Annotated in this window: 23 protein-coding genes; 4 read left to right on the top strand and 19 right to left on the bottom strand. The window is 54.2% G+C overall.

Going from position 1 to position 26867, the window contains the following annotated elements; genetic code table 11:
* Nucleotides 1-131: 131 nt before the first annotated feature.
* The 17 genes from ACR0JR_RS04930 to ACR0JR_RS04850 form a co-directional block, all read right to left on the bottom strand.
* Nucleotides 132-371, bottom strand: coding sequence for a hypothetical protein (locus ACR0JR_RS04930; RefSeq protein WP_480455269.1), 240 nt, complete (start codon nt 369-371; stop codon nt 132-134).
* A 200-nt stretch (nt 372-571) separates the two neighbouring features.
* Complete coding sequence (locus tag ACR0JR_RS04925; protein WP_480455267.1) at nt 572-1627, bottom strand: ABC transporter ATP-binding protein; 1056 nt, start codon at nt 1625-1627, stop codon at nt 572-574.
* Complete coding sequence (locus tag ACR0JR_RS04920; RefSeq protein ID WP_480455265.1) at nt 1627-2874, bottom strand: MGH1-like glycoside hydrolase domain-containing protein; 1248 nt, start codon at nt 2872-2874, stop codon at nt 1627-1629. Before ACR0JR_RS04920 ends, ACR0JR_RS04925 begins: the two co-directional genes overlap by 1 nt.
* A 5-nt stretch (nt 2875-2879) precedes the next feature.
* Nucleotides 2880-4088 (bottom strand): carbohydrate ABC transporter permease, encoded by a 1209-nt coding sequence (locus ACR0JR_RS04915; RefSeq protein WP_480455264.1) that lies wholly within the window; start codon nt 4086-4088, stop codon nt 2880-2882.
* On the bottom strand, nt 4088-5323 hold the full coding sequence (locus tag ACR0JR_RS04910; protein WP_480455262.1) for a carbohydrate ABC transporter permease: 1236 nt from the start codon (nt 5321-5323) through the stop codon (nt 4088-4090). Before ACR0JR_RS04910 ends, ACR0JR_RS04915 begins: the two co-directional genes overlap by 1 nt.
* 65 nt (nt 5324-5388) lie before the next feature.
* The gene (locus tag ACR0JR_RS04905; RefSeq protein ID WP_480455261.1) at nt 5389-6744 is read right to left on the bottom strand and encodes an ABC transporter substrate-binding protein; all 1356 of its coding nucleotides are present in this window, start codon (nt 6742-6744) and stop codon (nt 5389-5391) included.
* Between the two features lie 18 nt (nt 6745-6762).
* Nucleotides 6763-7836: a LacI family DNA-binding transcriptional regulator gene (locus tag ACR0JR_RS04900; protein ID WP_480455260.1), complete on the bottom strand. Its 1074-nt coding sequence runs from the start codon at nt 7834-7836 to the stop codon at nt 6763-6765.
* 617 nt (nt 7837-8453) lie between these two features.
* On the bottom strand, nt 8454-9608 hold the full coding sequence (locus tag ACR0JR_RS04895) for a Gfo/Idh/MocA family protein (protein WP_480455259.1): 1155 nt from the start codon (nt 9606-9608) through the stop codon (nt 8454-8456).
* Complete coding sequence (locus ACR0JR_RS04890; RefSeq protein ID WP_480455257.1) at nt 9608-10663, bottom strand: sugar phosphate isomerase/epimerase family protein; 1056 nt, start codon at nt 10661-10663, stop codon at nt 9608-9610. The genes ACR0JR_RS04895 and ACR0JR_RS04890 overlap by 1 nt, the downstream gene beginning before the upstream one ends.
* A gap of 27 nt (nt 10664-10690) precedes the next feature.
* A complete protein-coding gene (locus tag ACR0JR_RS04885) occupies nt 10691-11719 on the bottom strand; it encodes a LacI family DNA-binding transcriptional regulator (protein ID WP_480455256.1) in 1029 nt (342 codons plus the stop codon).
* Nucleotides 11720-11756: 37 nt separating this feature from the next.
* Complete coding sequence (locus ACR0JR_RS04880; protein WP_480455255.1) at nt 11757-13379, bottom strand: dihydroxyacetone kinase subunit DhaK; 1623 nt, start codon at nt 13377-13379, stop codon at nt 11757-11759.
* 11 nt (nt 13380-13390) lie between these two features.
* The gene (locus tag ACR0JR_RS04875) at nt 13391-14383 is read right to left on the bottom strand and encodes an ABC transporter ATP-binding protein (RefSeq protein ID WP_480455254.1); all 993 of its coding nucleotides are present in this window, start codon (nt 14381-14383) and stop codon (nt 13391-13393) included.
* The gene (locus tag ACR0JR_RS04870) at nt 14376-15473 is read right to left on the bottom strand and encodes an ABC transporter ATP-binding protein (protein ID WP_480455253.1); all 1098 of its coding nucleotides are present in this window, start codon (nt 15471-15473) and stop codon (nt 14376-14378) included. Before ACR0JR_RS04870 ends, ACR0JR_RS04875 begins: the two co-directional genes overlap by 8 nt.
* Before the next feature lie 2 nt (nt 15474-15475).
* The gene (locus ACR0JR_RS04865) at nt 15476-15664 is read right to left on the bottom strand and encodes a hypothetical protein (protein ID WP_010442360.1); all 189 of its coding nucleotides are present in this window, start codon (nt 15662-15664) and stop codon (nt 15476-15478) included.
* Nucleotides 15661-16599, bottom strand: a complete 939-nt coding sequence (locus ACR0JR_RS04860) for a carbohydrate ABC transporter permease (RefSeq protein ID WP_010442361.1) — start codon at nt 16597-16599, stop codon at nt 15661-15663. The genes ACR0JR_RS04865 and ACR0JR_RS04860 overlap by 4 nt, the downstream gene beginning before the upstream one ends.
* Nucleotides 16596-17543, bottom strand: coding sequence for a carbohydrate ABC transporter permease (locus ACR0JR_RS04855; RefSeq protein WP_480455252.1), 948 nt, complete (start codon nt 17541-17543; stop codon nt 16596-16598). Before ACR0JR_RS04855 ends, ACR0JR_RS04860 begins: the two co-directional genes overlap by 4 nt.
* Before the next feature lie 79 nt (nt 17544-17622).
* Nucleotides 17623-18942, bottom strand: coding sequence for an ABC transporter substrate-binding protein (locus ACR0JR_RS04850; protein WP_029622076.1), 1320 nt, complete (start codon nt 18940-18942; stop codon nt 17623-17625).
* Between the two features lie 386 nt (nt 18943-19328).
* On the opposite strand from ACR0JR_RS04850, the gene ACR0JR_RS04845 reads away from it, so the two are divergent.
* From ACR0JR_RS04845 to ACR0JR_RS04830, 4 genes are all read left to right on the top strand, one after another.
* Complete coding sequence (locus ACR0JR_RS04845; RefSeq protein ID WP_480455251.1) at nt 19329-20108, top strand: MOSC domain-containing protein; 780 nt, start codon at nt 19329-19331, stop codon at nt 20106-20108.
* Nucleotides 20109-20339: 231 nt separating this feature from the next.
* Nucleotides 20340-21797 (top strand): xylulokinase, encoded by a 1458-nt coding sequence (xylB, locus tag ACR0JR_RS04840; RefSeq protein WP_480455250.1) that lies wholly within the window; start codon nt 20340-20342, stop codon nt 21795-21797.
* The gene (locus tag ACR0JR_RS04835; RefSeq protein ID WP_480455249.1) at nt 21794-22741 is read left to right on the top strand and encodes an aldose epimerase family protein; all 948 of its coding nucleotides are present in this window, start codon (nt 21794-21796) and stop codon (nt 22739-22741) included. The genes xylB and ACR0JR_RS04835 overlap by 4 nt, the downstream gene beginning before the upstream one ends.
* A 1-nt stretch (nt 22742) precedes the next feature.
* Complete coding sequence (locus ACR0JR_RS04830) at nt 22743-24044, top strand: cytochrome-c peroxidase (protein ID WP_480455248.1); 1302 nt, start codon at nt 22743-22745, stop codon at nt 24042-24044.
* On the opposite strand, the gene ACR0JR_RS04825 is transcribed toward ACR0JR_RS04830, so the two are convergent.
* Both ACR0JR_RS04825 and ACR0JR_RS04820 read right to left on the bottom strand, forming a co-directional pair.
* Entirely contained in the window at nt 24045-25556 is a 1512-nt protein-coding gene (locus ACR0JR_RS04825) for a CRTAC1 family protein (protein WP_480455247.1), read from the bottom strand.
* Nucleotides 25546-26763 (bottom strand): ROK family protein, encoded by a 1218-nt coding sequence (locus ACR0JR_RS04820; RefSeq protein WP_480455246.1) that lies wholly within the window; start codon nt 26761-26763, stop codon nt 25546-25548. The genes ACR0JR_RS04825 and ACR0JR_RS04820 overlap by 11 nt, the downstream gene beginning before the upstream one ends.
* Nucleotides 26764-26867 lie beyond the last annotated feature (104 nt).

Below are 26867 nucleotides of genomic sequence, written 5' to 3'. Positions count from 1 at the left end.
GCAGTATGTATTGTTAACTATATGATAATGAATATTATTTTTACTATCGAGGTATCTGGGATTAAAAATTTGTTCAATCAACTGGTATCCGTGGGTGGTTAAAACATCGCGTAACCAATTCTTGAGTCGGCTCAACACCCGCTGCTCAAATGCGAATTCACAAATAGAAAAAGCGGCCCGTCAATGATGTCCGCATGTTTCGGATCTCCATCGAATTTTTTGCCAAGCGCGATCACGAAGGCATAGAAGCCGCCATAGTGTGGAAGATACGCTTCAGAGTTTGCTTCGAACTTCGCTTTACTTTCTTTCGAGGTAAAGTAGTAGGCACCGCGTTCATGCACGGCGGTGTAGACGGCTGTACCTTCCGCCACGGCACCTGTTGTGCCAAGATCACGGCATCCACCCCGTGCAACCCAACGGGCACAAAATAGTGGCCCAATTTCAGGGGGCAAAGACACTAGGTTTAGGCTGAATATAGCAGCCCACATTGATAGGGATTGCTTCGGCTTTACACTCACTGTGTTCTTGAGTGTCAATGGTCAAGGTTTGCAACGGATACCGGTGGGTTCATCTATCCAAGGCCCAACGCCTGCCCGTCTTCATCGAAAAAATGCAGATTGTCGGCGGGGAAGTGCAGACCAATCTGGGTGCCCGGTGTCAGGGCCGTATCGCCGGTCAGACGGACTGTAACCTTGTCCTCGCTTCCACAATCCACAATCAGGAATGTGTCTGCACCCAGATATTCGATCACCTCGATGACGCCGTCAGTCTGACCATCGCCTGCAGCGCCTACCCGAATGTGTTCGGGGCGGATGCCAATCTTGGTGGCCGCTGCGGACCTTAAAAACGGGCCACTGCGGCCGTGCTCAAGATGGAAACTGTCACCCTCGGTCGCGCAGGGCAGGATATTCATCTTTGGGCTGCCGATGAACTGGGCCACGAACAGGTTCGCAGGGCGTTCATACAGCTCGCGCGGCGTACCGACCTGAGCGATCTTGCCGTATTCCAAAACCACGATGCGGTCGGCCAATGTCATCGCTTCGACCTGATCATGTGTCACGTAGATCATCGTGCGCTTGAGGCTTTGGTGCAGCTTGGCGATCTCATACCTCATCTCGACCCGCAGGGCGGCGTCGAGGTTGGAAAGCGGTTCGTCAAACAGGAACGCGGTGGGATCGCGGACAATGGATCGGCCAATAGCCACCCGTTGCCGTTGACCACCAGACAGGTCTTTGGGTCGGCGTTCCAGGAACGTTCCCAGCTTGAGAACCTCGGCCGCGCGGTTGACCTGTTCGGCGATGTCCGCCTTGGGAACTCCGGCCACCTTCAAAGAAAACCCCATATTCTCGGCAACTGTCAGATGCGGGTACAGCGCATAGGATTGGAACACCATCGTCAGGCCGCGCTTTGAAGGCGGGTGATCGGTGACATCGCTGTCATTGATCAACAACGACCCGCGCGAGATATCCTCGAGCCCGCCGATCATGCGCAACAGAGTGGACTTTCCGCAGCCCGATGGGCCAACGAAAACGATGAACTCGCCCTCTTCGATCTTGAGCTCCACGCCCTTGATGACCTGGGCCGAGCCGAACCATTTTTCGACTGATTTAAGTTCGATGCTACCCATCAGGCCCTCCCCGCCCAGTGAAGCCAAACCGCTGCTGTCCAAGAGAAAGCCTTACCACCAGCCGGGCTCCCGGTTATTGGATCGAAGTATTCTGCAAAACCAAAGCCCGAGATCAGATCGCCGGTTTTTTTGCGCAACTGATCCGCGTGCTCGGAATGGCCCAGATCCTGTAGCCCGAATCCGATCATCATGTTCATGAAAGCCCAGGTGGGCCCGCGCCAATAGCGGCGCGCGTCGAATTTCGGCATTTCCGGGTCATAACTCGGAACTGGATAGGGCACGGTTTCTAGTGTGGTTTTCAACCGTTCCAGCATCTTGTCCGACTCAACACCCGCATACCAGCACAGGTAGGACGCGTTCGATACGCTGCCTGACATCTCGCCGGTATGTGTGTCGCGCGCATCAAAGCTGCCCAGCTCTTCGTTCCAAAGCGAGCGAGCGCCGGCTTCCAGTTTTTCAATGTCTGTGCTTAAGCCTTCAGCTGCCAGACCAAGCTGTTCACTGATCACCAGCAAGTCCCGCGCGGCCCGCAGTGTAGCAAAGGTCATCGTCGGATCGGCGATACGGAACGGGTTCAGCGACAGCAGCTCCTGCTGATCCCAGCCTGCTTTTCGACCGATCTGTACCAGCCTGATGTAACGGTCATAGTCGAACTTTGTCGGGCGATCCTCGCTGTTAACATGGCTGGTGTCGCGGCGTTTGTACTCTCCCACATCCGACGCATCCATGCGCGCCATTGAATTGTCCCAGTCTGGCGCGTTATCACGACCCGCTTCCCAAGGGTGGGTTGTACAAACAGCCCCGAATTCATCCAAACGCCATTTCATGATCCAGCGGTGCCAAGCCAGCAGCTTTGGGAACAGCGCCTTCATCCGCGCGTCTCCGAACGCGGTGTCCTGTTCCCAGATTTTGCGGGTCATCGTGGCCGCGATGGGGGGTTGGATAATACCCGATGAGGGGATCGGACCATTGCAGCCCCAAACATCCGGGCCGGGGAAATACCCTTCATCCTGCTGGTGGAAAAGGATGTGCGGCACCATGCCATTATCCCATTGCCCGGTAAACAGTGTCTCGATCTCGACCCAGGCGCGGACGAGGTCGAACTGGGCAAATCCAAGCGCAGTAATCGCGCTGTCCCAGTTCCATTGGTATGGGTACAGCCCTTCGGTTGGGATCGTGTAGCCACCGCGATCATTGGCAATCAGGATATTGCGTGCCTCGCGGTCGGGGTTTGTGTGTTGATTCATCTCGGTCATCCTTTGACAGACCCCGCTGTGAGGCCTTTGGTCATAAAACGTTCAAGCCCCAGGAACAGCGCCATGATCGGCACGGTGGCGATCACCGCACCGGCCATCAGGTGCTGACGGGGAATTTCTGAGGAGTTCAGCATCGTGACTCCTCGGGTCAGGGTAAATTTCGACGGGTCGTCCAGCAGCATGAAGGCCAGAAGGAACTCGTTCCAGGCGATCATAAAGACATAGAGCGAGACCGAGGCCAGCGCTGGCAGGCTCAGTGGCAAGGTAATCTTCCAGATCACCGCCAGGCGGGACAGGCCGTCCATCAGCCCGGCCTCTTCCACCTCGGTCGGCAATCCGCGAAAATAGCCCTGCAGCATATACAACGCGACTGGAATTGTCGTCACCGGGTAGATCATCACGATGCCGAGGATCGAGTTGCGCAGGCCGGTCAGCGAGAACGCAATATAGATCGGCAGCGCCAGAACGATCATCGGCACCATGTAGATCAGCAGAATCGAGCGTGAAAAGGCCTTTTGTCCCTGAAACCGGAACCGCGCCACGGCATAGGCTCCGGGTACGCTGAACAGCAGCGTTATGAACACTGTCAGTACCGAGACATAGAAGGACGTCCACAGATAGCTGCCGAAATTGAAGTCGCGGAACAGCTCGGTATAGCTGCGGAACAGGGCGGCGCCCTGGCTCAGGTCCACCGAGAAATCCAGCGGGTTCTGCAAGAGCGCCTGCTGGGATTTCAGGCTGGTCATCACCATCACATAGAACGGAATGATCACGATGGCGGTGAAAAAGATATAACCAAAACCGGTGCAGAACCGGATCACCGCATCCTCGTATTCATGGCGGGTGAGCTCACTGAACGGTGTTTCCTTCAGGATCGCCGCCATCGACAGATGCATCACAACGGCAATGCCGATCACCGTGATCAGAATCGCCTGCAACGATGTGCCAGAGCCGATCAGAACCGGTCCAAATGCGGTGAGGCAAGACAGGCCCAACAGTGCCGAAATACCCAGACGCGCGCGCGCGCGCTGTAGCGGAAAACGGACATAAACAAGACCAGCCAGTGTTCCCCAGATCAGGCACAGTAAGACCTGTGGTCGGAATGCGTCGCCGGTTGAGAACGACATGGTGATGGCAGCGGTGGTGGCGATCACCACCATCCATAGCGCGCCCAGAACAGGGCCGGTTATATACCCTTTGCGCATCACAGACCCTCCTCTCGGCTGATGAAGCGGAAGAAGACGAAGCTAAACGCGATCAGGCACATCAGGATCACTACGGCGACGGCCGCGCCTGCGCCGATGTTCGAGATTGCAAAGGCCTGCTCATAGACATTTACGGTCAGCGTGCGGGTGCCCGCATTGCCGCCGGTCAGCAGGAAGATGTCGTCGAACTTGTTGAACGTCCAGATAAAGCGAAGCAGGAACAGCACCGACAGGATACCCAGCAGTTGCGGGATGCTCAGCAGCCAGAACTTCTGGAACGGAGAGGCGCCGTCCATATCCGCCGCCTCATACATGCTAGAGTCTATGGATTGCATTCGCGCCAGAATGAACAGGAAGGACAGCGGGAAATAGCGCCAAATCTCGAACACCGTCACCATGATCAGCGCCAGTGGTCGTTCGCCGAAGAAGTTGATCGGTTCGCTGCTCAGGCCCATTTGAACCAGCAGTGCATTGGCTGAGCCAGAGAATGGGTCAAATAGAGTAACCCAGGTGAACGCTACAGCAATCACCGGAGCGACATATGGGAACAGATAGAGCCCGCGTATGAACCCTTGACCGCGGAAACTTTTGTTAAGCAGCAGCGCGGCGAACAATCCCATGACCAATGCGCCGATGGTTCCGAAGACGGTGTAGAACAGCGTCACCCAAAGCACGCCCCAGAACTCTGACCCATCGAAGACGCGGGCGTAGTTTTCAAGGCTGAACTCGAAATTGGTCAGCACATTGGGACCGCTGCCTGTGACGTCGGGTTCTGACCCTTCGACCAACTCTTCGAATGCGTCAGGGTCGCCGTCTACGGTGACCGGGATACGAATTCTCTCGCGTTGGCCGCCATCCAAGATACCAAAATCGCAGAACAGGTCTTGTCCTTCCAGCACACATGGTGCTGCGATCTCACCTGTGGGTGTCACAGCCTCAGGCAGCACATCGCTTAGAGTGACGCCGCCGATGGCAATCTCCTGACTGGAATTACGCAGGCGATATTCGATCCGCAGATCATCGCCCGATCCACGCAGGCTTTCTCGGACAACCGGCGCCGGTGGGCGCAGGTCGGACAAGGTAAAGGGCTTGAAGCTGATCCAGATGATCGCCAGCAGCGGCAGGATCACAACAAGAGACACGCTTATCACGGTCGGAGCCAGCAATGCCCAGGCAAGACGCGCTTCGCGCTTGGCAAGAGCCCCGGTACCGTTCGGTGGGGTGGCCGAAGACATGAGAGACCTCAGAGGGTTGGGTGCAGCGGCGCGAACGCCGCTGCAGATGCCATTGAGTGGTAGCGTTACTCGACCTTGGCGAGTTCTTCGTTCATCGCCGTAACGGCTGCTGCGGCGTCAATCTCATCGTCGATATACTGGCGGACGACGCGGTTGATCGCCTGGCTGTTGATTATCTTCGATGCCAGTGCCAGCTGACCCTCGGCCACGCCCCAGCGCTGCGCCACATCCAAACCGCCGACGATCTCGTCGATCATCGACTGTTCGTATAGCTCACCCAGCGGTGCCTTGCGGTCGACGCCAACGGGCAGTTCGGCCCAAGCCTCAGAGAATGCATTCGGGTTGTCCGCATTGCCGCGGCGCACCGGGAACTTACCCTCGGGCGCGATCGCCAGCGTCTGGGAATAGCCGTCATCCATCGCGAATTTCACGAATTCCATCGCCGCATCGGTGTCCGCGTCGTTGGTGATGCCAAAGTAACGGACGTCACCCCATGCTGCGCCATCGGGGTTCGACGGGCCGGACAGTTTGGTTACGATGCCGGTTTTGCTGGCCAGATCGCGCGAGGTTGGGTCGTCATTGATGGTCGGCGGAGCACTATCCCGCAGACCGGCCAGTTCATCCAGAATGAAGGGCGACCAGATGATCATCGCGGCCTTGCCGTCAAAATACAGCTCGCGCGATTGCTTCCAGAACAGCTCACCCGGAGGAGATGCCTTGGAGATCGCTTTGTAGAAATCCAGAACCTCGGTGGTTTTGGCTTCGTCCAACGGCTGGAACCCATCGGGGCCAACCGGGGACACGCCATTGGCCAGGAAAACATGCTCGAGCACCTGGCTCATGAAGTTCTCATCAACCTTGGTGGCCGAGACAAAGCCATACATTTCCGGCGGGTTGTGCAACGCTTCCAGCGCGGCCTGAATGTCGGCAAAGCTGTCGGGCGCTTCCAGACCGGCTTCGTCGAACAAGTCTTTGCGATAGACTACCATTTGGGTCCAGCCGTCGACCGGAACAGAGGCCGTTTCACCGTTGAACGCCGCCATTCCTAGCGCGCCCGGTGCAAACGTATCGGCGCCCAGTTCTTCGATCACCTCAGACGCTGCTTCGGTGTCCAGAATTCCGGCTTCGGCCCAAGGCAGGGCGTACTGCAGCGGGTGGTAAACCACATCCGGCAGGTCACCAGCAGCAAAAGCAGCGGTGGCACGGGTGCCCAGATCGGTTTCTGTAACCGGGATCACCTCAACCGTGGTTCCGGTTTCGGCTTTGAACTGATCGGCCATCTCTTGCTGCTTTGCCAGACGTTCGGGCTGTTCCTCGGTGGTCCAGAAGCGGATTGTGTCCGCCTGCGCAGAAACGGCAGCCAGCACCAGCGCCAGCGATGTGCCCAGCATCAGCCGAGATACTTTAGGTGTGAGTTTCATAGTCGGTTTCCTCCCCGGTTATGATCGTTGGATTAGGTTGATTTTTCGCGCCAGTGCCTCGGGTGTCAGCCGGGGTGGCCCGTCGGATTCGCGTGCGATAAGCACGGCTTCGCTGAGTTCGCGCAGGGTTGCGGGTTCTTCGCCTCGGGTTTGGCGGATCAGTAGCGTGGCCAGACGCTCTCCTGCGCGTCTCGAATCCACGCTGAATGTTGTCAGCCCCGGATTGACGTATTGGCATTCGGGAATGCCGTCATATCCAAGGATTGAAACGTCTTTTCCGATCTCAAGGCTAAGTTCAGCGCAAACTGGATAACACCCTAATGCAGCCAAGTCGGTCGCAAACACCATTGCGGTTGGCGGGTGGTCCAATTTCAACAGTGACCGCGCTTCGTTAGCCCCTTCTTCGCGTGTCCGTGCACCTTCCCGGATCAATTCTGGATCATCCCGCAAGCCGGCAACTTTCAGGCCTTCAAGATACCCGTCGCGGCGCAAATGACTGTAGTTGAACTTCGGATCACTGCCGACATAACCGATACGGCTATGGCCAAAGTTGACCAATCGAACGACCGCATTTCTGATTGCTGCTTCACCCGATATGTCAAACCAAGACATATCATCCATTGGATCCGATTGGCCGTATTCCGTCCGCCCATATAGGATAAATGGGACCTGCAATTCTCCAAGGTACTTTACCCGCGCGTCGTCCACTTCGGTCCGGGGCAAAATGAAACCATCTGCCTTGCGTTCTTCGACAAGACGTCCCAACACATTGAGCATATCTTTCCCGGACTTTGCCGTGGAAATTGTCATTGTCCAGTCCGACGCACTGGCTGCTTCGCAAGCGCCTGCCAGAAAATCCTGAAGAAACGGGTTGTGCTGGTCCGGTTCTTCGCTGTTGATGACCATCGCTATAGCGCGAACTTTTCCTGTTCGAATAGCCTGCGCGTGACTGAGCGGGCGATAGCCCATCTTCCTCGCCGTGACCTCAACTCTCTTTCGCGTGACTTCCGAGATGTCTGAATACCCGTTCAATGCGCGCGATACCGTGCTCTTTGAAAGCCCGAGATGATCCGCCAATTCGTCGAGTTTCACCCGCCGTGGCGGTGAGGCGCTCCTAGACTGAGATTGGCGGTTTTGCAGACTGGGATTCGTTGTCATCCTACTATTTGTTCGTTCCGAAACCGGTTTCGGCAACAAAAAAGTCGAAGTACCTCTCAAGTGACTTGTTTGAAACGTTATAGCGAGCGTAACGGGGCTGAGGCGTGGGCGAGAACGATCCCGAGATTGATACGAGGGCCTATCCCAATGAGATGTGGGAAGAAGATTTTGCGGAGTTTGTCGCGATGGTGGGGGCTAGGGACAACCTGTGAACCAGTGACGCGGACCTCGCTGAAGACTTAGAAACGCAGTTCAAACTGATTGCAGCCGCTCATACTACAGGCGAGGTAGATGAGATCGATCGCGTCATAAATCACATTGCATTCATTTGGCATATGAAAAAGCAAGAGATTCATGAAACTGGGGATGCGAATGACGAGGACCTCGGCGAGTGATGGTACAGCGTTAAGGTGGTTCACATAACATCCGTTCAGCGATGCTCGCAGCTTGTTGTACCGGAGTGTTCATCTATATAGTTTGTGCGAGCTTCAGTTCTTGGCAGATACTCACAGCGTTTTTCAAGATGTCCACTAAATCCGCACAACCAGACTTTACTCCAACTTGATCCAAGCCGCATTTTTTGAAGAGCTTTGCACGCATGCGGCTACAAACTTAACGCCATTGAGGCCGTCGCGAACCGTTGGATAAACAACCGAAGCGTCAGGTGAAGTCTCGTTTCGGAAAGCTTGGATCGCCTCCGCAGCCTCCCCATAGATATTCGCGAACCCTTCCAGATACCCCTCGGGATGGCCCGGAGGAACTCTGCTCAACCTATTGGCAGGATCACCAGCCCCAGCTCCATTTCGGGTGATTAGAAGCTTGGGTTCGTTGTAGGGCGTAAACCAAAGATAGTTAGGATCTTCCTGAGACCACTCCAGCCCACCTTTTTCGCCATAGACTCGCAATCGGAGTGCATTTTCGTTGCCGGGAGCCACCTGAGAAGACCACAACATACCGCGCGCTCCACCTTCGAAACGTAGCAACACATGCGCGTTGTCATCGACTTTGCGCCCCGGCACAAAGGCCTGCAAGTCCGCCGCCAAGCTTTCCGCCTTCAGCCCGGTTACAAAGCAAGCGAGGTTGTAAGCATGGGTTCCGATGTCACCGGTTGATCCACCCGCGCCCGAGCGCTCGGGATCGGTTCGCCATTCTGCCTGTTTGAAATCCTGTTGCACGGTCAGCCAGTCCTGCGGGTATTCAACCTGAACCACGCGTATCTTTCCGATATCGCCGTTGGCAACCATTTCACGTGCCTGCCGAACCATCGGATAGCCCGTGTAATTGTGGGTCAAAATGAATAGGGCATTCGCGCTTTCAGCTGCTTTGACCAGCTTTTTTGCATCGGCAAGGGTCGAGGTGAGTGGCTTGTCACAAATTACATGAATACCGCGCTTCAGGAACTCACGCGCGGCTGCATAGTGAACGTGATTTGGCGTGACGATTGAGACCGCCTCGATTCCAGATTTCAGCCGGGCTTCTCTGATCGCCATTTGTTTGAAGTCTTCGTAGACTCGTTCAAGCCCCAATGCCTGCCCACTTTCCATGGATTTTTTAGGCGTCGAAGACAACGCACCGGCAACCAACTCGAACTTGTCGTCTAGTCGAGCGGCTATGCGATGAACACCGCCTATGAAGGCGTCGTTTCCGCCGCCAACCATGCCAAGGCGAATGCGACCCGAGGTTTCTTCACTGCGTCCTGTGACCATCACTCAATCCCCAGCATTTTACGATTGGCGGCTTCGTCTGCGCCACCATCAGCGAAATCATCAAAGGCTTTCTCGGTCACACGGATGATGTGATCGGACACGAACTGAGCGCCTTCACGCGCTCCATCCTCGGGGTGTTTGAGGCAGCATTCCCATTCGACAACTGCCCAGCCATCAAAGTTATTCGCCGCCATTTTTGAAAAGACCGCCCCGAAATCCACCTGGCCATCGCCAAGCGACCGGAAGCGCCCGGCACGATCGACCCAGCCTTGATACCCGGAATAAACACCCTGTCGGCCGGTCGGGTTAAACTCGGCATCTTTGACATGGAACATCCGGATCCGATCTTTGTAGATGTCGATATTGTCCAGATAGTCGAGGCATTGCAGCACGTAGTGCGACGGGTCGTACAACATGCAAGCGCGTGGGTGATTGCCTGTCCGTTCGAGAAACATCTCGTACGTCACGCCGTCGTGGAGGTCCTCACCTGGGTGAATTTCGTAACAGACGTCAACGCCGCATTCTTCGGCGTGATCCAGGATCGGCACCCAACGCCGAGCGAGCTCATCAAACGCCGTTTCGATCAAACCAGCAGGGCGCTGCGGCCAAGGATAGACATAGGGCCACGCCAACGCGCCAGAGAATGTCGCATGAGCCGAAATACCCAGGTTTTTTGAAGCCGATAGCGCCTTTTTGACCTGTTCCACCGCCCATTCTTGTCTGGCTTTCGGGTTCCCTCGCACACTTTCAGCCGCAAAGCCGTCAAACGCACTGTCATAGGCCGGGTGAACAGCCACAAGTTGGCCCTGAAGGTGCGTTGACAGTTCAGTGACTTCGACGCCATTTTCCCTGGCTTTACCTTTGAAGTCTTCGCAATAACCGGTGCTGGATGCGGCCTGTTCCAGGTCGAACAGCCGGCCGTCCCAACTGGGCACCTGAACGCCTTTGTATCCACACTCAGCTGCCCATTTAGTGATCGCGTCCCACGAATTGAACGGCGCTTCGTCCCCTGCAAATTGCGCAAGAAACAAAGCTGGTCCTTTGATCGTCTTCATAAAATCTCCTCCCCAAAACCTAAGCCTCTATGGCGGTAAATTTTCCTTCAGATAGATGTCGATGCGGATACGTTCCTGCGCTTTGTTGAACGGAACCTTATCCGAAGTCGCACGCAGCAGGCGGACGGCTGAACGTACAATGTGCCCGGTGTCTTGCGAGATCAAAGCGTCAAATGTACCGAGCGTGAGCGCCTCACGACTGAGCGGTGTAAGCTCATGAGCTATGATCACCAGATCTTCGCTGAGCTTGTTCTCTGAAAGGAATTGAATCAGGCCTGCATTACCCGCTGCTGACGAGTATATTCCGACCAGATCTGGGTAGGTTTCAAATATTTCAGGCATCATCTTGTAAATCAGATCCGGGTCATCCCGGCCCTCGACTGATGCTACGACTTCGAGGTGCGGAAATTCTTCAGCCACAACAAGGTCAAAGCCTTGACGACGCTCCAGGTGGTCACGCGCCAAACGGGATCCTGTAAGAACCAAGATCTTACCTTCGCGATGGACAAATCTTCCCATCAGCCGAGCGGCAGTTCGTCCTGCCGAAACGTTATCAATTCCGACAAAGTGGTCTCGCTCAGAACTCGGCAAGTCGGACACCAAGGCAACCACCGGAACGCCTTTGTCCCTGAGCCTTTTTACAGCGTCGCGGACAGAAGGCGTTTCGGGCCCGAAAACGGCGACACCGTCAACGTCCAAACTGTCGACTGCATCTAGAATGTTGACGATATCTTGCGGCTCGAACGGAGCGACGTTCTTTACTGCAATGCGCGTCCGTTGGATAAATTGGTCACGTGTTTGTTCAGCGATTTGACTGCTTATTGCCTCCACAAACTCGTTGTCCGAGTCTGGTAAAACAAAGAGGAAATTGTAGACGCGGTTTCGCGCCAGGTTGGCTGCGGCCGTGTCGCGCACATAGCCTAGCTCATCAATCGCCCTCTGTACTTTCTGTACAGTCACTGCTCGTACGCCAGGGCGCCTGTTCAACACCCGATCAACGGTCGCAAGGCTGACACCCGCCACGCGAGCGATGTCATTGACAGTTGGCTTTTTCACCAATTCTAGTTTTCGTGTTTGATCTTCCACGTGTTCTTCAGCCCTCAATCTCCTGCGCTAAGCCTTCAAACAACAAAGCAACAGCCTCAGCGCCCGGATCGTTATGCCCAACTAGGTTTTCTTCGGGAACATAGGCTGCGCGGCCTGCCTTCGCACGTCGAATATTCGCGGTGTTGTTCGCGCCTTCGCGGGCAGCCTCGGCCGCATGCGCCAGACCAGATGGCAGAGCGGCAAGTGCCGGTGCCAGGGCGTCAATCATTGTCCTGTCACCTACCTTGGCACCCCCAACCTGGCTGACGCGATTCAGACCTTCGACCAGTGACTTCGGTACCGAAGCCCCGCTCGCAGAGGCATCTCCAGCCGCGTTGAAAAAAATTGCGAGTATCACGCCGGAAGAACCACCCATTGTCTGGCTTAACTCATTGCCCAACGCCGGAAACAGTTGTGTCAGGTCAGCGAGCGGCATTCGGTCAAGGCTACCTTGCAACGCTCTAGCGGCCGTCGCCAACGTGCTTCCTGTATCGCCATCTCCGGATTTCGCGTCCAGCTCGTTCAGGTTCTTCTCGGCGTTGATGAGCAGTTCAGACAATCGGGTGATCGTCTCCCTTGTGGCGGGATTGTTCGAAGGAATTGGATCGATAGGGGTCAGGCCATCAGGCAAAGGCGCTACTTTTATCGGGTCGATGGAATTGACGCCGGGCCAAGCCGCCAGATCAACAGGAGCTTCAAGTGCCGCTAAATCGTTCTGATCTACAGGCAGAATAGAAACAGAAAACCCGTGCATATCCAGCGATGTCATCATTGGCGCCGGGCCGATGATGTGATGGGCAATACCAGTCTCGGACAAGGCATGCGCGAGGACAGACATTTCCAGCGGAGTTGTGGAACCAAGGTTGTTGACCAACGCCACACAATCGCCGGACCCAACCCTTTGTTTCAGCTTCTCCACCACTGTGGACATCGCCGATACAGCATTTGAGAATTCGACTTGCTGCACGCCGGGTTCACCATGGATACCCAAGCCAAGCTCTGCCTTCCCGGGTGCAATCCTATCTTCTTTTGGAGACCCCGGAACGGTACAGGTGTCCAGGCTCATGCCGATGCTGACAACCTTTGCTATAGTGCTTGTTGCTGCTTTGGTAACGGTGTCTAGATCCGCACCGCTTTCTGCAAGCGCTCCGGTGATCTTGTGTACGAACAACGTGCCTGCGACGCCACGTGGTTGCGGAAGGTCGGGCAGGGCGATGTCATCATCAACAACAACCATCTCTACCTTGCGGCCCAATGCACGGGCGCGTTCAGCTGCCAGTCCAAAGTTCAACCGATCACCGGTGTAATTCTTCACGATAAGCAAGCACCCAGCCTCACCCGTAACCGCAAGAATGCCCGCCAGTACCGCCTCTACCGACGGGGAAGCAAACACTTCGCCGCACACCGCTGCTGTCAACATACCGGGGCCAACAAAACCTGCATGGGCGGGTTCGTGGCCAGATCCTCCGCCTGACACCAAGGCGACCTTCGACTTGTCCCAATCCGACCTGAAAATCACCTTGATGTGTGGGTATCCGTCCAGCCGGGTAAGTTGCCCTCCGGAGGAGGCCAGAAGGCCGTCTATCGCCTCTGTCACCAGAGTTTCTTTTGTGTTGAGGAACTGGGCCATGCTTTTGCTCCTTAATTCACTCGCGCGCCGGACGCGTCAAAATACAAAGGGTTGTGGGGGCGGATTTTTATAACTTTTCCAGATGGATAATCCTGATGGACATCAATCAAGGTCACAACCGGGTGACCGTTTAAGTCCAGGTGCAACCGCGTTTGATCCCCCAGATGTTCAGCACGTATGACACGCGCTTCACTGCCTTCGCCTTCAATGATGTTTTCCGGGCGTAGGCCAATCTGCGGGCCTTTGTGATCGCCTTCGAACAACCCGGACGGCAGGATATTTATCCGCGGCAGACCCAATCGGCTGGCTACGTAAACACTGCCCGGGTTTTCATAAATGTCCCGAGGTGTTCCGTACTGAACCAACCGGCCGTTCTCCAAAACACCGATATGCGTCGCCATTGTCATGGCTTCGACCTGATCATGGGTCACGTAGAGCAAGGTTGACCCCAGATCGGCCTGAATCCTTTTCAACTCGACCCGCAAATCCGCCCGAAGCTTGGCGTCCAAAGAACTGAGCGGCTCATCCATCAGGAAGATTTGGGGATCACGCACCAGCGCTCGTCCAATTGAAACGCGCTGCATTTCACCGCCAGACAGTTCAGTGGCTTTGTTATCCAGTTTGTGCGGGATCTGAAGAATCTCCGAGACCTCATTAACCTTCCTGGTGATCTCGTCCTCTGGGGTCTTCAGGATCGGCGACCGTAGAGGGAAGGACAGGTTTTCCCGCACTGTCATATGCGGGTACAGCGAGTACTGCTGGAAGACCATCGCTACATCGCGCTGAGCGGGAGTGTCTATTCCAACGTCACGCCCGGCAATGTGCACAGTTCCTGAATCCAGTTTCTCGAGTCCGGATATCAATCTCAGCGTCGTTGTTTTTCCCGCGCCAGTCGGGCCCAACAACACCACAAATGCACCGTTGGGGATCGTCATCGAAATACCGTCCACCGCTTTGACGTTGCCAAATGACTTCAAGATATTCTCCAAAACGACTTCAGCCATTGCTCAGCACCTCGTCGTTCAGAGCGGACCTCAACGCGCGCCCGGTAGATTTCTCAAACAAAGTTACTGCGGGGGAGCGGAACTCCAATCCCACTGTCTCACCGGGACTGACGACCTCGCGTGCATCAATGCGAGCTTTCAGTTCTCCGTTCGGACTTTGCAATGTTACGATCTGGGTGGTTCCCAAGTATTCTGCGGCCAAGACCTTGGCCCGGTATTCGCTCCCATCCGAAAGAAAAACATGCTCGGGGCGAACGCCAAAAACCAAGTCACCTTCCGCCCCTTCCATCAGCCTCGGCACGGCTTCGTCATGGCCATTCAGCCGAACCATTTCCGAACCAGGCTCGACTTTTCCCTCAAACGGCAGGAAGTTCATCGAAGGAGACCCGATAAAATCCGCCACAAACATCGTAGCCGGTTTGTCGTAGATTTCCTGGGGTGTACCGAATTGCTCGATCACAGCATTATTCATCACCACGATCTTGTCGCCCATTTGCATGGCTTCCAACTGATCATGTGTGACGTAAACAGTGGTCGCGCCCATGCGATCATGAAGTGCGCGCAGTTCTTCGGCCATATGCTCGCGAAATTCGGCATCCAGGGCACCAAGAGGTTCGTCCATCATGAATGCCTTGGGTTCGCGAACAATCGCGCGACCCAGCGCCACGCGCTGCCTGTCGCCGCCCGAAAGCCCACCTACTGGGCTATCGAGGATGTCGTTGATCCCCAGAATTCCCGCGACTTCCTCTACTTTGGCTTTGACAGCAGCACGCGGCATGCCCTGCGATATCAGGGGGTAGCTGATATTCTTGCGCACGTTCATGTGGGGATACAGCGCGAACATTTGGAACACGAAGGCAATGTCCCGCTCCGACGGTGGCCGCTGGCTGATCTCTTCACCGTCCAGATAGATTTCACCCGATGTTGGAAGTTCCAATCCAGCTATCATCCGCAGCGTCGTCGTCTTTCCGCAGCCGGATGGCCCGAGCAGCATGAAAAACTCACCGTCCTCAATCGTGAACGAGCTTTCGCGGACAGCCGTGAAATCGCCAAACATCTTTCTTACGTTTTTGATTACGATCTGGGCCATTTCTACTCCGGGAAATGACTGACGATGATGAACATGACGGTTCCGATCAGCGTGACGATGAAGGAATAGGTGAAGGCCCAAAGGACAAAGGGTTGCATCAGCATGAAGACTCCCAGTGCGATAAGGATGGTTGCGACCATCTCCCACGGGCCGCGGCGGAGCCGCATCAATCCGGTTAGAAAATCGCTCATTTGCGCACGGCTCCGAATGTGATCCCACGCAGCAAATGTTTGCGCATCAGGATGGTGAAAATCATGACGGGGATCAGGAAGATCGTGGCACCTGCCGCCACAGCAGGCCAGTCCAGGCCGCCAATACCAATAATGGTCGGGATGAACGGTGGCGCAGTCTGCGCATTCGCGGATGTCAGCAGCACGGCAAACGCGTACTCATTCCAGGCGAAGATCAGGCAAAAGATAGCTGTTGAGGCTATGCCGGTTGCGGCTTGCGGCAGCACCACTTTGTAGAAGGCCTGAAATCTCGTGTAGCCATCTATGAGGGCGGCCTCTTCGTACTCTCTTGGGATTTCGTCTATGAAACCCTTCAGCAACCAAACCGCCAAGGAAATATTCACGCCCGTATACAGCAGGATCATTCCCAAATGCGTGTCGCTGAGACCAAGGTTTCTGAACATCAGGAATATCGGGATGGCGACGGCGACCGGGGGCATCATCCTTGTACTGAGGATGAAAAATAGTAGGTCGTCCTTAAGCGGTACTTTAAACCTGCTGAAGGCATAGGCGGCCAACGTGCCAAGGAAGATACTCAAGAACGTTGAGCCAAATCCGATGATCACCGAATTCATAAAGCGCTCGCCGAACTTGGATGGCCCGACAATCACCATGTCGTATTGGCGCACGATCTCATCGGCCCAGTTCTGCGGTGGGTTTGCTTCCAGAAACTCCTGCGTTTGCCGTGTTCGTGTGGTGAAGAGATTGACGTAGCCTTCAAGCGTGGGGTCAAAGACCACTTTGGGTGGGTAACTGATCGCATCGGCCGGGGACTTGAAGCCAGTCAGCAAGATCCAAACCAGCGGGATCATCGTGATCAGCGCATAAGTAATTACCAGGAATCCTGCGATCCACTTGGACCGGTTCGAAGGTTCGGTGACGGAAAAACTGCTCATCTCTGTTTCACCTTGTTCAGGGCTTTGACGTAGATCGACGCGAGGCCGAACACGGTGACGAAAAGGATGATCGCATAGGCCGAGGCATAGCCCGTACGCCATTTCTCAAAGGCTTCGCGTTTCAGGTTGATCGAAGTGAGTTCCGTTACAGAACCGGGGCCTCCGCCGGTTAGCTGAACAACCAGGTCGAACATCTTGAAGTTCTCTATGCCTCGAAACAGCACGGCCAGCATCAGGAACGGTAGCACCATCGGGATGGTAATCGTAAAGAACTGTCGCAGCTTGCTGGCCCTGTCGATTTCAGCCGCCTCGTAGATGTAATCGGGAATGCTGCGCAGACCGGCCAGACAGATCAGCATCACGAAGGGGGTCCACATCCAGGTGTCGACGATCACGATCGCCCACGGAGCCAACGTCACGGATCCCAGCATTTCAAAGCTCGACGGGTCCTTGCCGGTAAACCAGGACACGATGTAGTTAAACAGTCCGATTTGAGGTTGATACAGGAACTTCCAGAAGTTCCCGACAACCGCCGGGGACAGCATCATTGGCAGCACGATAATCGTGGTCCAAAGATCGTTGCCCTTGAATTTCTTGTTGATCAACCACGCCAGAGTAAACCCGATCAGGACCTGGAAAAAGATCGTCCAGAACAGGAAATGCGCCGTCGCCTGCATATTTAGCCAGGTGTCCGAGTCCGTCAGGATACGCTCGTAATTCCTGAAGCCGACATCTTTGACTTCGCGCCCGATCCGGTTGGCCTTGTAGTTGGTAAAGCTCAATTGGATGGTCCAGATCAACGGAAAGATGTTGATCGCCAGCAAAAGAAAGATCGTTGGGGAGATGAATATCCAGGCGATCGCGCGGTCGGATAATCCTCGGATTTTTCGCGCAACTCGCTCGGGCGTTGCCTGTGCAACGCGATCTATTGTCCTGTCAGACATCTCTTTGCCAGTTCTTGTTGGTTTAAGACTCACGGGTGAAGGTGGAGCGGGATTGCACCCGCTCCTGTCTGCGTCCGGACTACAGCTTTCCTTCGTCTTCGAAGACTTCCGTCCAATCTTCGATTAAAAGATCAAGCGCTTCTTGAGCTGTACCTTGGTCGGCAACCACGTAGTCGTGGATGCGTTTCTGCATTGCCAGCAGCAGTTCCGCATAGGCAGGCTCTTGCCAGAAATCCTGTACACCGCCCATTGCTTCCAGGAAGTCGCCGGCAAACGGCTGGCTGTCTACGAAACCAGGATCTTCCAGCACGGAGTTATGCGCCGAGTAGCCGCCGAGCTCCCACCATTTGGCCTGAACTTCCGGCTGTGCAAACCACTTAATGTACTCAAGTGCGGCGTCCTGTTTGTCAGAGTAGCTGACGACAGAAATACCTTGTCCGCCCAGTGTCGAACCTGCCTGATTTTGTGGTGGGTTCACGAAGAAGTCGATCTTGTCACCGCCAGTATTGGGGTCGGCATAAAGACCTGGGAAGAACGCAAACCAGTTCATAGCCATGGCGACCTGACCGGACTTAAAGGCGTCCAAGCTCTCACCCATGTAAGAGTTGGTATACCCCGGAGGCGTCGCCGTTTTGTAGAACTCCTTGTAGAATTCCAGTGCCTCAACCGCTTCGGGTGAGTTTACCGCGCCTTCCATGTCATATGAGCCCGGGGTGTTTTCGTATTTGAAGCCCCAAGGATACAGCGCTCCGGTCACACCCATGGTGATCCCTTCCGAACCGCGCTCGGTAAAAATTGCGGCGCCATAGACTGTCTTGCCGTCGATTTCACGACCTTGGAAGAACTGCGCGATCTGCAGCAATTCTTTCTGAGACTGAGGTTCACGAAGGTCCTGACCAGTTGCTTCTTTGTATGCGGCTTGGATTTCGGGGTTTTCGAACCAGTCCTTGCGATAGAACCAGCCGTTTGCATCGCCCATCGCAGGCAGCGCGTAGTAATTTGGTGTGCCCTTAGGCCAGGTCGAGTAAGCGTAAACAGTGGCCGGCGCGAAATCGTCCATGCTGATGCCTTCAGCATCAAAGAACTCGTTCAGCTGGACATAATGACCATTCTCAGCGCCACCGCCAATCCATTGGCTGTCACCGATCAGTAGGTCGCAGAGCTTACCCCCAGAATTCAGCTCGTTCAGCATCCGATCCGCAAAATTTGGCCAAGGAACAAATTCGAAGTTCATGGTGTGGCCGGATTCTGCTTCAAATTCTTTTGATAGCTCAACAAGCGCGTTGGCCGGGTCCCATGCAGCCCAACAGAGCGTCAGATCTTCAGCATTTGCCTTGGTAGAAAGAGTAGTAGCGGCAAGGACTATTGCGCTGGTCGAGGCCAGTTTTGTGTAAGTCATCCATTCCTCCCTTTTTGCGCCGTCAATCGAGGATGTGCGAATCGCGGCATACATCCAAGGCTATTTGAGGTACGCACCTCAAGTCCAGATAATTTTGAGGTTCGTACCTCAAGAAACCGGAAGAGATAGCCAGTTTTTTCTCTTAGTTATTGAATCATAAAGAAATTATTCATTGACTTTGAGGCGAATGTATTTTCGGCAGCGAGGTATCGAATGGTCATATCGACTTAAATGGGCGCAGCCGTCACGTAGCCAACAGGTTTAGCTAACCCGCTTCTGAAGCGCTCAAATATTATTTGGTCGATACCTTTGAGAATTCGAGATAGCGTCAAACAGCGCGGACAATTCGGGATCGTGCTTAACTCTTTTTGGTCAGGTGTAGACGTATGAGCAATCTCTCCATCGTCCGATTGAACCGCTACCCTATAAAAGGCTTGAGTTCCGAGCCTATGCGCACTGTGACGCTGCGAGCAGGAGATGGCATTCCGGGCGATCGTCTGTTCGGATTTGCTCGCTACAACTCCGGTTTCGACATGCAGAACCCAACGCCACTGCCGAAAGATCGTTTTGTCGTTTTGTTGAACGAGGCTGCACTGGCAGGCATTCAGACCGATTTTGAAATTGAGTCCCAGGCACTTGAGATCAATGCGAACGGAAAGACACGACGCTTTGATATGCGAGAGTCTGAAGATCGGGAGAAGGCAGCAGAGTTCCTTTCTTCAGAGATCGATTTAAAAGATCCAGAGCCGCCAAAGTTTGTCTCCTCTGCTCCTCATAGGTTTACAGATGTATCTGTCGTGTCATCGCAAATGATGAACGCGATATCCGTTTTGAATCTGCCCTCTGTGAAAAAGTTGGGCGAACAACTGAACGGAGAAATCCAACCGGCGCGCTTCCGAGCGAATATTGAGATAGACGGATTACCTTCGTTTGCTGAGCTGGATGCAATTGGATCAGTTTTAAGATTTGGCGATGTCGAGTTGAAGATACTCTCACGTACAAAAAGGTGTGCAGCAACTGAAGTGAACCCGAAAACGGCCGAGCGTGACTTGAAAATACCGTACCTTATTCGGCAATTGATGGGCCATATGGATATGGGCGTCTACGTCGAAGTGGTTAATGGTGGAACGCTAGCTGTCGGTCAAACTGGGGAAATACTCGCTTAGACCTTGCCTCTTGCCAAAGTGGCTTTTCTAACAGGCTTGCGCCATGTTCGGTCAGACGATTTTACCCAACTCTTGCTCAGTCTTTCTTTTGGCTGTCCAGGGTATCGAAGGACGTCGCGTTCGTGTTTTCTGATCCAGATACGATTGGAGGGCACTCCTATTACGGAGCCTTGACAAGATCCCTATTTCAATAAATTTTAGCCATTAAAATATTTAGGCAGGTGGTGCTCAATGTATCTGGGCTTGGATTTGGGAACGTCAGGTCTCCGCGGGATTCTGGTAGATGACACAGGACACGTTGTCGGTGATGCCGAAGTCAGCATTTCCACTTCGACACCCAAGCCTGGATGGTCTGAGCAGAATCCTTTGGATTGGACCAACGCTTGCGAAGAGGTTGTTGGGAAGCTGCGCGTCGGCAACCGGCAAGCGTTCTCAAAATTGCGAGGTATTGGCCTAAGCGGACACATGCACGGCGCTACACTACTGGATCCTGATGGCGAAATATTGAGGCCCTGTATTCTTTGGAATGATACTCGGTCAGCCGACGAAGCGCGGACACTAGATGAAACACCAGAGATGCGCGCAATTTCGGGAAACATCGTATTCCCGGGGTTTACGGCGCCGAAACTCGAATGGTTGCGTGCGAATGAGCCGGATGTGTTTTCGAAGGTGGGCAAGGTATTGCTGCCTAAAGATTATTTGCGGTTTTGGCTTACTGGCGAATATGTCTCAGACATGTCTGACAGCGCAGGAACATCCTGGCTGGACGTTGACACTCGGCGGTGGTCAAAAAAGGCACTAGCCATAGCTCACATGCGCGCCGAGCAGATGCCGAGCTTGGTTGAGGGCAGTGATCGGGGTGGAGAGTTGAAGGTCCGTTTGAGGCAGGAGTGGGGTCTTTCGAATCCGGTTGTCGTGGCTGGAGGTGCTGGCGACAATGCTGCCGCTGCCTGCGGGATCGGGAGCATCAACGACGGCACCGGTTTTGTCTCACTCGGAACGTCCGGCGTGTTGCTTGTTGCGCGGGAAGCCTATGCTCCTGATCCGGAAACAGCCGTGCACTGTTTTTGTCATGCGGTTCCTGATCGGTGGATACAAATGGGTGTCATGCTGTCAGCAACGAACAGCATGAACTGGCTTGCTCGCAATCTTGGCGAACCCGTGGAGAGTCTCGCTTCAGCTATGCCTGAAAAACTGAACGGACCTGCAGCGATCACCTTCCTGCCATATCTGTCAGGAGAACGGACGCCGCATAACAATAGCCATATTCGAGGCGCGTTTTTGGGCGTGGACATCTCGTCGGAGCCCGCTGAGTTGACCCAGTCTGTGATGGAGGGTGTTTCTTTTGGAATGAGAGATTGTCTGGAGGCATTGAAGAGCACCGGAACTCAGCCTGACAGTCTTATGGCAGTTGGGGGAGGCGCGCGTTCTCGGTTCTGGCTGGAAACCTTGGCTACTGTTTTGCAAGTTCCACTGGATTTGCCAAAAGGCAGCGAATTCGGTGCCGCTTTGGGCGCTGCACGACTCGCGATATGTGCTGCCAACGGAGCTGAACCGGCGCAAGTCATGACGCCGCCGGAAATTCAGGAACGCATTGAACCACGAGGCGACCTGATTGACGCATACGAAAACGAATACCGGAGATATAGGAAATTCTATCAGGCGCTTGCGCCGCTGGCAGTAAGATGAATCCAGAAACGGGTAAAGCCTCTGGGATCGAATCTGCTATTCTCACCGATGGGAACATGCGTGTTTCGGTTTTGAACTATGGGGCGATCACACAAGGTTGGTGGTACAAGGACGTGCCACTCATCCTTGGGTTTGACGATCCAAACGAGTATCACACCGATGCGCGTTACTTCGGGGCAATTGTTGGGCGTGTTGCCAACCGTATCAGCGGCGCGAAGTTTGAATTGGAGGGCGCTTGTTTTGAACTGAACGCCAACGAGGGCAAAAACACCCTACATGGCGGAGACGATGGGCTGTCTAAACAATTTTGGGAACTTGAACAGATTGCACAGAATGAGGCCCTGTTGGGTTACGTTTCTCGCGACGGGGAGGGCGGCTTTCCAGGGCAAATCAGGTTCGAGGTCAGGATCTGCCTAATGGGTTCACGCTTGGTCTATTCAGTAGCTGCACAACCTGATCGGCCGACGCCGATAAGCATTGCGCAACACAACTACTACACATTGGGCGCCGCAGAAGGCGTGAACCAGTATTCGCTTAAACTAACTTCAAATCGGTATCTGGAAATCGACGAACAGGGTATTCCGTCGGGAAGAGTGCTTGCGACCAACGAAAACGGGTTGGATTTTTTAACGCCCAATACGATTGGAAGTGTGCCTGATGGGATTGACCACTATTTCTGCTTTGATCATGATCGCGACCCAAAAACTCCGGTAGCGAAAATCACTTCACTCTCTGGCCTTGCGTTGACGGTTTACTCTGACCAGCTCGGTGCGCAGGTGTATTCGGGCTATGAGCTGACAAAACCGCGTCGCGCTTCGCGTGGTGTATGTATCGAGCCTTCGGGTTATCCCAACGCACTGAATATCTCGTCGTTTCCTTCAATCATCTATACTCCGGAGAATCCGTATCGGCAGGAACTCACTCTAGAAGTTTCTGAGGAATGACATGAGAGCAGTTTCGCTATTCTTGATTATCGGCTCAACAATCTCAGCGGTGGGTAGCGCGCGTGCCCAATCGCTTGGTCCGTTGCCGGAGTTCCTCGAACCCGGCTTTGCAAGTGCTGAGCTGGGGCGTTTGCTGTTCTATGACCCGATCTTATCTGGCAACAAGAATATTAGCTGCGCGACCTGTCATCATCCCAGGCTTGGCACGTCCGACGGTGTTTCCCTTGGTATCGGGGAAGGGGGAATTGGGTTGGGTCCAGAGCGGACATTGGACCCAGAGAACACCCCGGAACAACGTATTCCTCGAAACTCACCAGGGCTTTGGAACCTCGGAGCCACTGAGTTCACGACGTTTTTCCACGATGGGCGACTAGAGGCAGACCCAACGCAACCTGATGGTATCAGAACCCCGTTGGGTACTCATATGCGGTCTGGTTTCAATTCAGCGCTGGCCGCACAGGCCATGTTCCCGGTTTTGTCGCCAGACGAAATGGCGGGTCACTATTCTGAGAATGACGTGAGCAAAGCGGTTCGCCTCGGATTTCTAACACAGCAAGGCGGTGCGTGGGATCTGATTGCAGAACGTGTTGCGGCCATTCCAGAGTACGAGCAGAGGTTTGAGGACTTAGCGCCGGATGATGGAATTGCGTTCACGGCAATTGCCAATGTAATCGCGGACTTTATCGCATTCGAGTGGCGTGCGGATAACAGCCCGTTCGATCGCGCGATGCGAGGGGAGGCCGCGCTTTCAGAAGAAGCCGAGATTGGGATGGGCTTGTTTTATGGAAAAGCTGGTTGCAGCAACTGCCACTCGGGCTGGTTCCAGACCGATCACAAGTTTCATTCGATTGCAATGCCGCAGATCGGCCCGGGAAAGGCAGCGCGATTTGAAAACCATGTCAGGGACGACGGGCGTCTTCGCGTGACCGGTGATCCCGACGACGCGTTTGCTTTCCGCACGCCATCTTTGCGCAACGTGACCCTAACTGCTCCGTACGGACATAACGGAGCTTATGCCGACCTTGAAGATATTGTGCGCCACCATCTGGACCCGGTAGCGTCCTTGCGAAACTACTCGATCGAGATGGCCACCTTGCCGGACTTCCCCGGCTCTGACGACCAAAGAGCAATGTTGGATAATCAGAACTTGGGTGCGATTGCCAAAAGCAACAGCTTGTCGAAAGTAAGCCTGACGGATCAGGAAATTGACGCTCTTCTCAGTTTTCTTAAAAGTCTTGAGGATCCGGCGCAGCGACTAGGTGTACCTGACCAAGTTCCAAGCGGGCTGCCGGTCGACAAGTAATCAGCGTCGAATTCGGATGATTTGGTTGGAGGGGTATTCCCGCCACTCGCTTTTCGCTCCATCCGGCCAGATCATTCGAACCTTCGCCTTGTCTTCCTTCCCAAGTCCAAAATGATGAAAACCGGCGATACCACCTGCGTGGCCGCCGCCGACTGTAAGTTCGCGGGTCTGACCGCCTTGCGAAGTTATAACCTCAATAAATCCACCAATTGCTGCGCGATTGGATTGATCCTGAGCGACATCCAGCAAGAGCCAATCTCCACCTGGTGAAGTGTTCTGACTGACTTCGAGCTCAGAACCTCGGTTGACGACCACCAGATCCAGCTTCCCATCGTTGTTCAGGTCAGCAAGCGCCGCGCCACGAGACTTAGCCATCGAAGCAGCACCGGCATCTGCTGCAGCTTCAATAAACTGACCGTCGGAGTTCTGTAGTAGTAGGTTATTGGGATCGTTCAGAGCCGCATCGGGCATCTGTTCTACGTTTCCCTTGGCCACGAATATATCGTCCCGGCCGTCGTTGTTGACGTCGCCAAACTGTGCGTGCCACCCGGTGGATGGCCTTCCGTCTCCACCGATATGCGGTCTATGAGCGGTCGTACCCTTATCGTAAGTTGCATCGCGCCAGGTCGGTCCGTTTGTCACTGGGTCAAAAATCTGGAGTTTCTGGTCACCCATCGAAGTCAGATAAACTTCGGGAAATCCATCTCCTGTAAGGTCGCGAGAGGCGATCCCCATTCCCCAGATCGAAAATGGAAGCCAGCCTTCGTCTTCCGAGTATTGCCGAGGCTCAGGCTCCATCGCCCATAACTGCTCGTGACCGCCGCGAACATAGTAGTGACGGTCATTGCTGATGCGAAGATCAGCGCGGCCAGTTCGAGCCCAGTCCGAAAACAAAATAGAAAGTGAGCAGTAGCCGGGCTCAAGATGCAGTGGCTCGTGATACAAGTTGCCTTCTGGGCGGTACAAAAGGGTTGGTCCGCAGGATTCAAAAGGACCTTCGGGATCAAACCGATCAACATAGGTGCCAAACGCCAAGGTCGGTAAAGTTTGCCCGCTTTCCCATGTTGCCGAGAAACCTGTGGTCCAGTGATCCTCGGACTGAAAGCCGAGTTCAGTGAAAGGGCTGAATTGGCAGTCGTGATGGCCCCGAAGAAGCAGGTCAGGGCCAACACGCAAAATCGCCAGATCCATTACGCCGTCGCTATCAACATCAAGAGGGTAGGTGCCGGACACACCGGCCAGCGAAAGATCTTCAGGCGTCTTTGCCTGAAATGCTATCTGTTCGTTCGAGGTATTGATGAACAGTTGAGACCGGTTGGAACCACCAGCCAAAAAGAGTTCTGGCAGCGAGTCCCCATTGCAATCGAAAACGGCCACACCACCGCCGACAAAATGCTCCCACCCACCATCATAGACATGTTTTGGTACAACCACATTTGTAAACTGGGGAATAACAGTGTCCGCATTCGCAACTGTGGCCAAAGTCGCAAATATCGCAAACTCAAGACGCATTCGCCGTCAGCTCCTTGACCTTGAGAATTGAGATTTGTTCAATTCCATAGGCTGCCGCCCCCTTGGCCCACATCATGTCACCCCAGTGATGAACTTTGATCTGGGGCAAAGGTGCATCGACATTCACAACGCCGTTTTGAATGCGGGTCATAACTTCGTTGGAACACAAATGCTCAAAGCTCATTTGTGCCCCCGAGACGATAATGCACTCTGGGTCATACAAGTTGATCAGGTTGGAAATCCCGAGGCCAAACATCTGACCTGCGCGGGCAAGCACAGATGAAGCTCTGTCGTCACCTGAGTTGGCGCGGTCATGTATGTCGGAAACGGTTTCCATGTCGTTGGTATGACCGGTGACTGTCATCTCGCGGATCAAAGCATAGTCGCCCACATAGGCTTCTAGACATCCGCGTTGACCGCATTGGCAAAGGGCTCCGTCAAGTTGAACTTTGGTGTGCCCAAACTCAGCGCCGCAGCCTCGTTCTCCACGGTATAGTTTGCCATCCAATACGATGCCAAGGCCAACACCATGTTCGATTGTAACAACGAGGAAATTCTTTAGGCCCTTGCCCAAGCCAAAAAGCTGTTCGGCCTTGGCGACAAGATTGGCGTCGTTGTCAACGAATGCGGGGCAGGGGAGCGCATTTGAAAGTAAGTGGCTAAAATCAATGTTTCTCTCAGTAATCGAAGAAGACCAGTGGACAAAATTCTTGTTTGCATCGACCAGCCCAGCGACCCCGATAGAAACACCTGCCAAATGAGCGACAGAACGATCGATCTGATTACAGGTTTCTTCAAGAGCTTCGCGGATCGCCGATACAAATTCTTGCGGCGACATTCTGGCGTGATCCAAAGCATATTTATGGGATGCGACTTCGGTACCTTCAAAGTCGACCAAGATAACTGAGATCACTTGCCGAGCCACTTTTAGACCGGCCACAAGGTGCATCTGGCCGTCCAATTGCAGCAATACTCTGGGTCTGCCTCTCTTCCCCGACTTTGACTGTGCCTGGCTTTCAGTCTCTTTGACCAGCCCGGCCGAGATGAGATCAGCCGTGGCGGCGGTGACCGTCGCAGGGCTGGTTTGCAAGGCGGATGCAATATCGATCCGCGAGACGGACCCCTTGGCTCTGATGTGCTCCAATACCCGTATGCGGGTCGTATTTCTTTGTTCCAAAGAAACCGGAGAGGCTTTGCTTTTCAGCATTTTGTCCTCGCGAATCTTGCTGTTGGTCCAATCTATTTGAATTTGACAGCCTCTTGTAGAGTAAATATTTTACCGACTGAAATAAATATGGTATTGAAATTTGT

This window comes from Ruegeria sp. AA3, assembly GCF_056542905.1.
The sequence above is the reverse complement of the archived record's forward strand: the minus strand, read 5'-3'. Positions and strand labels throughout refer to the sequence as shown.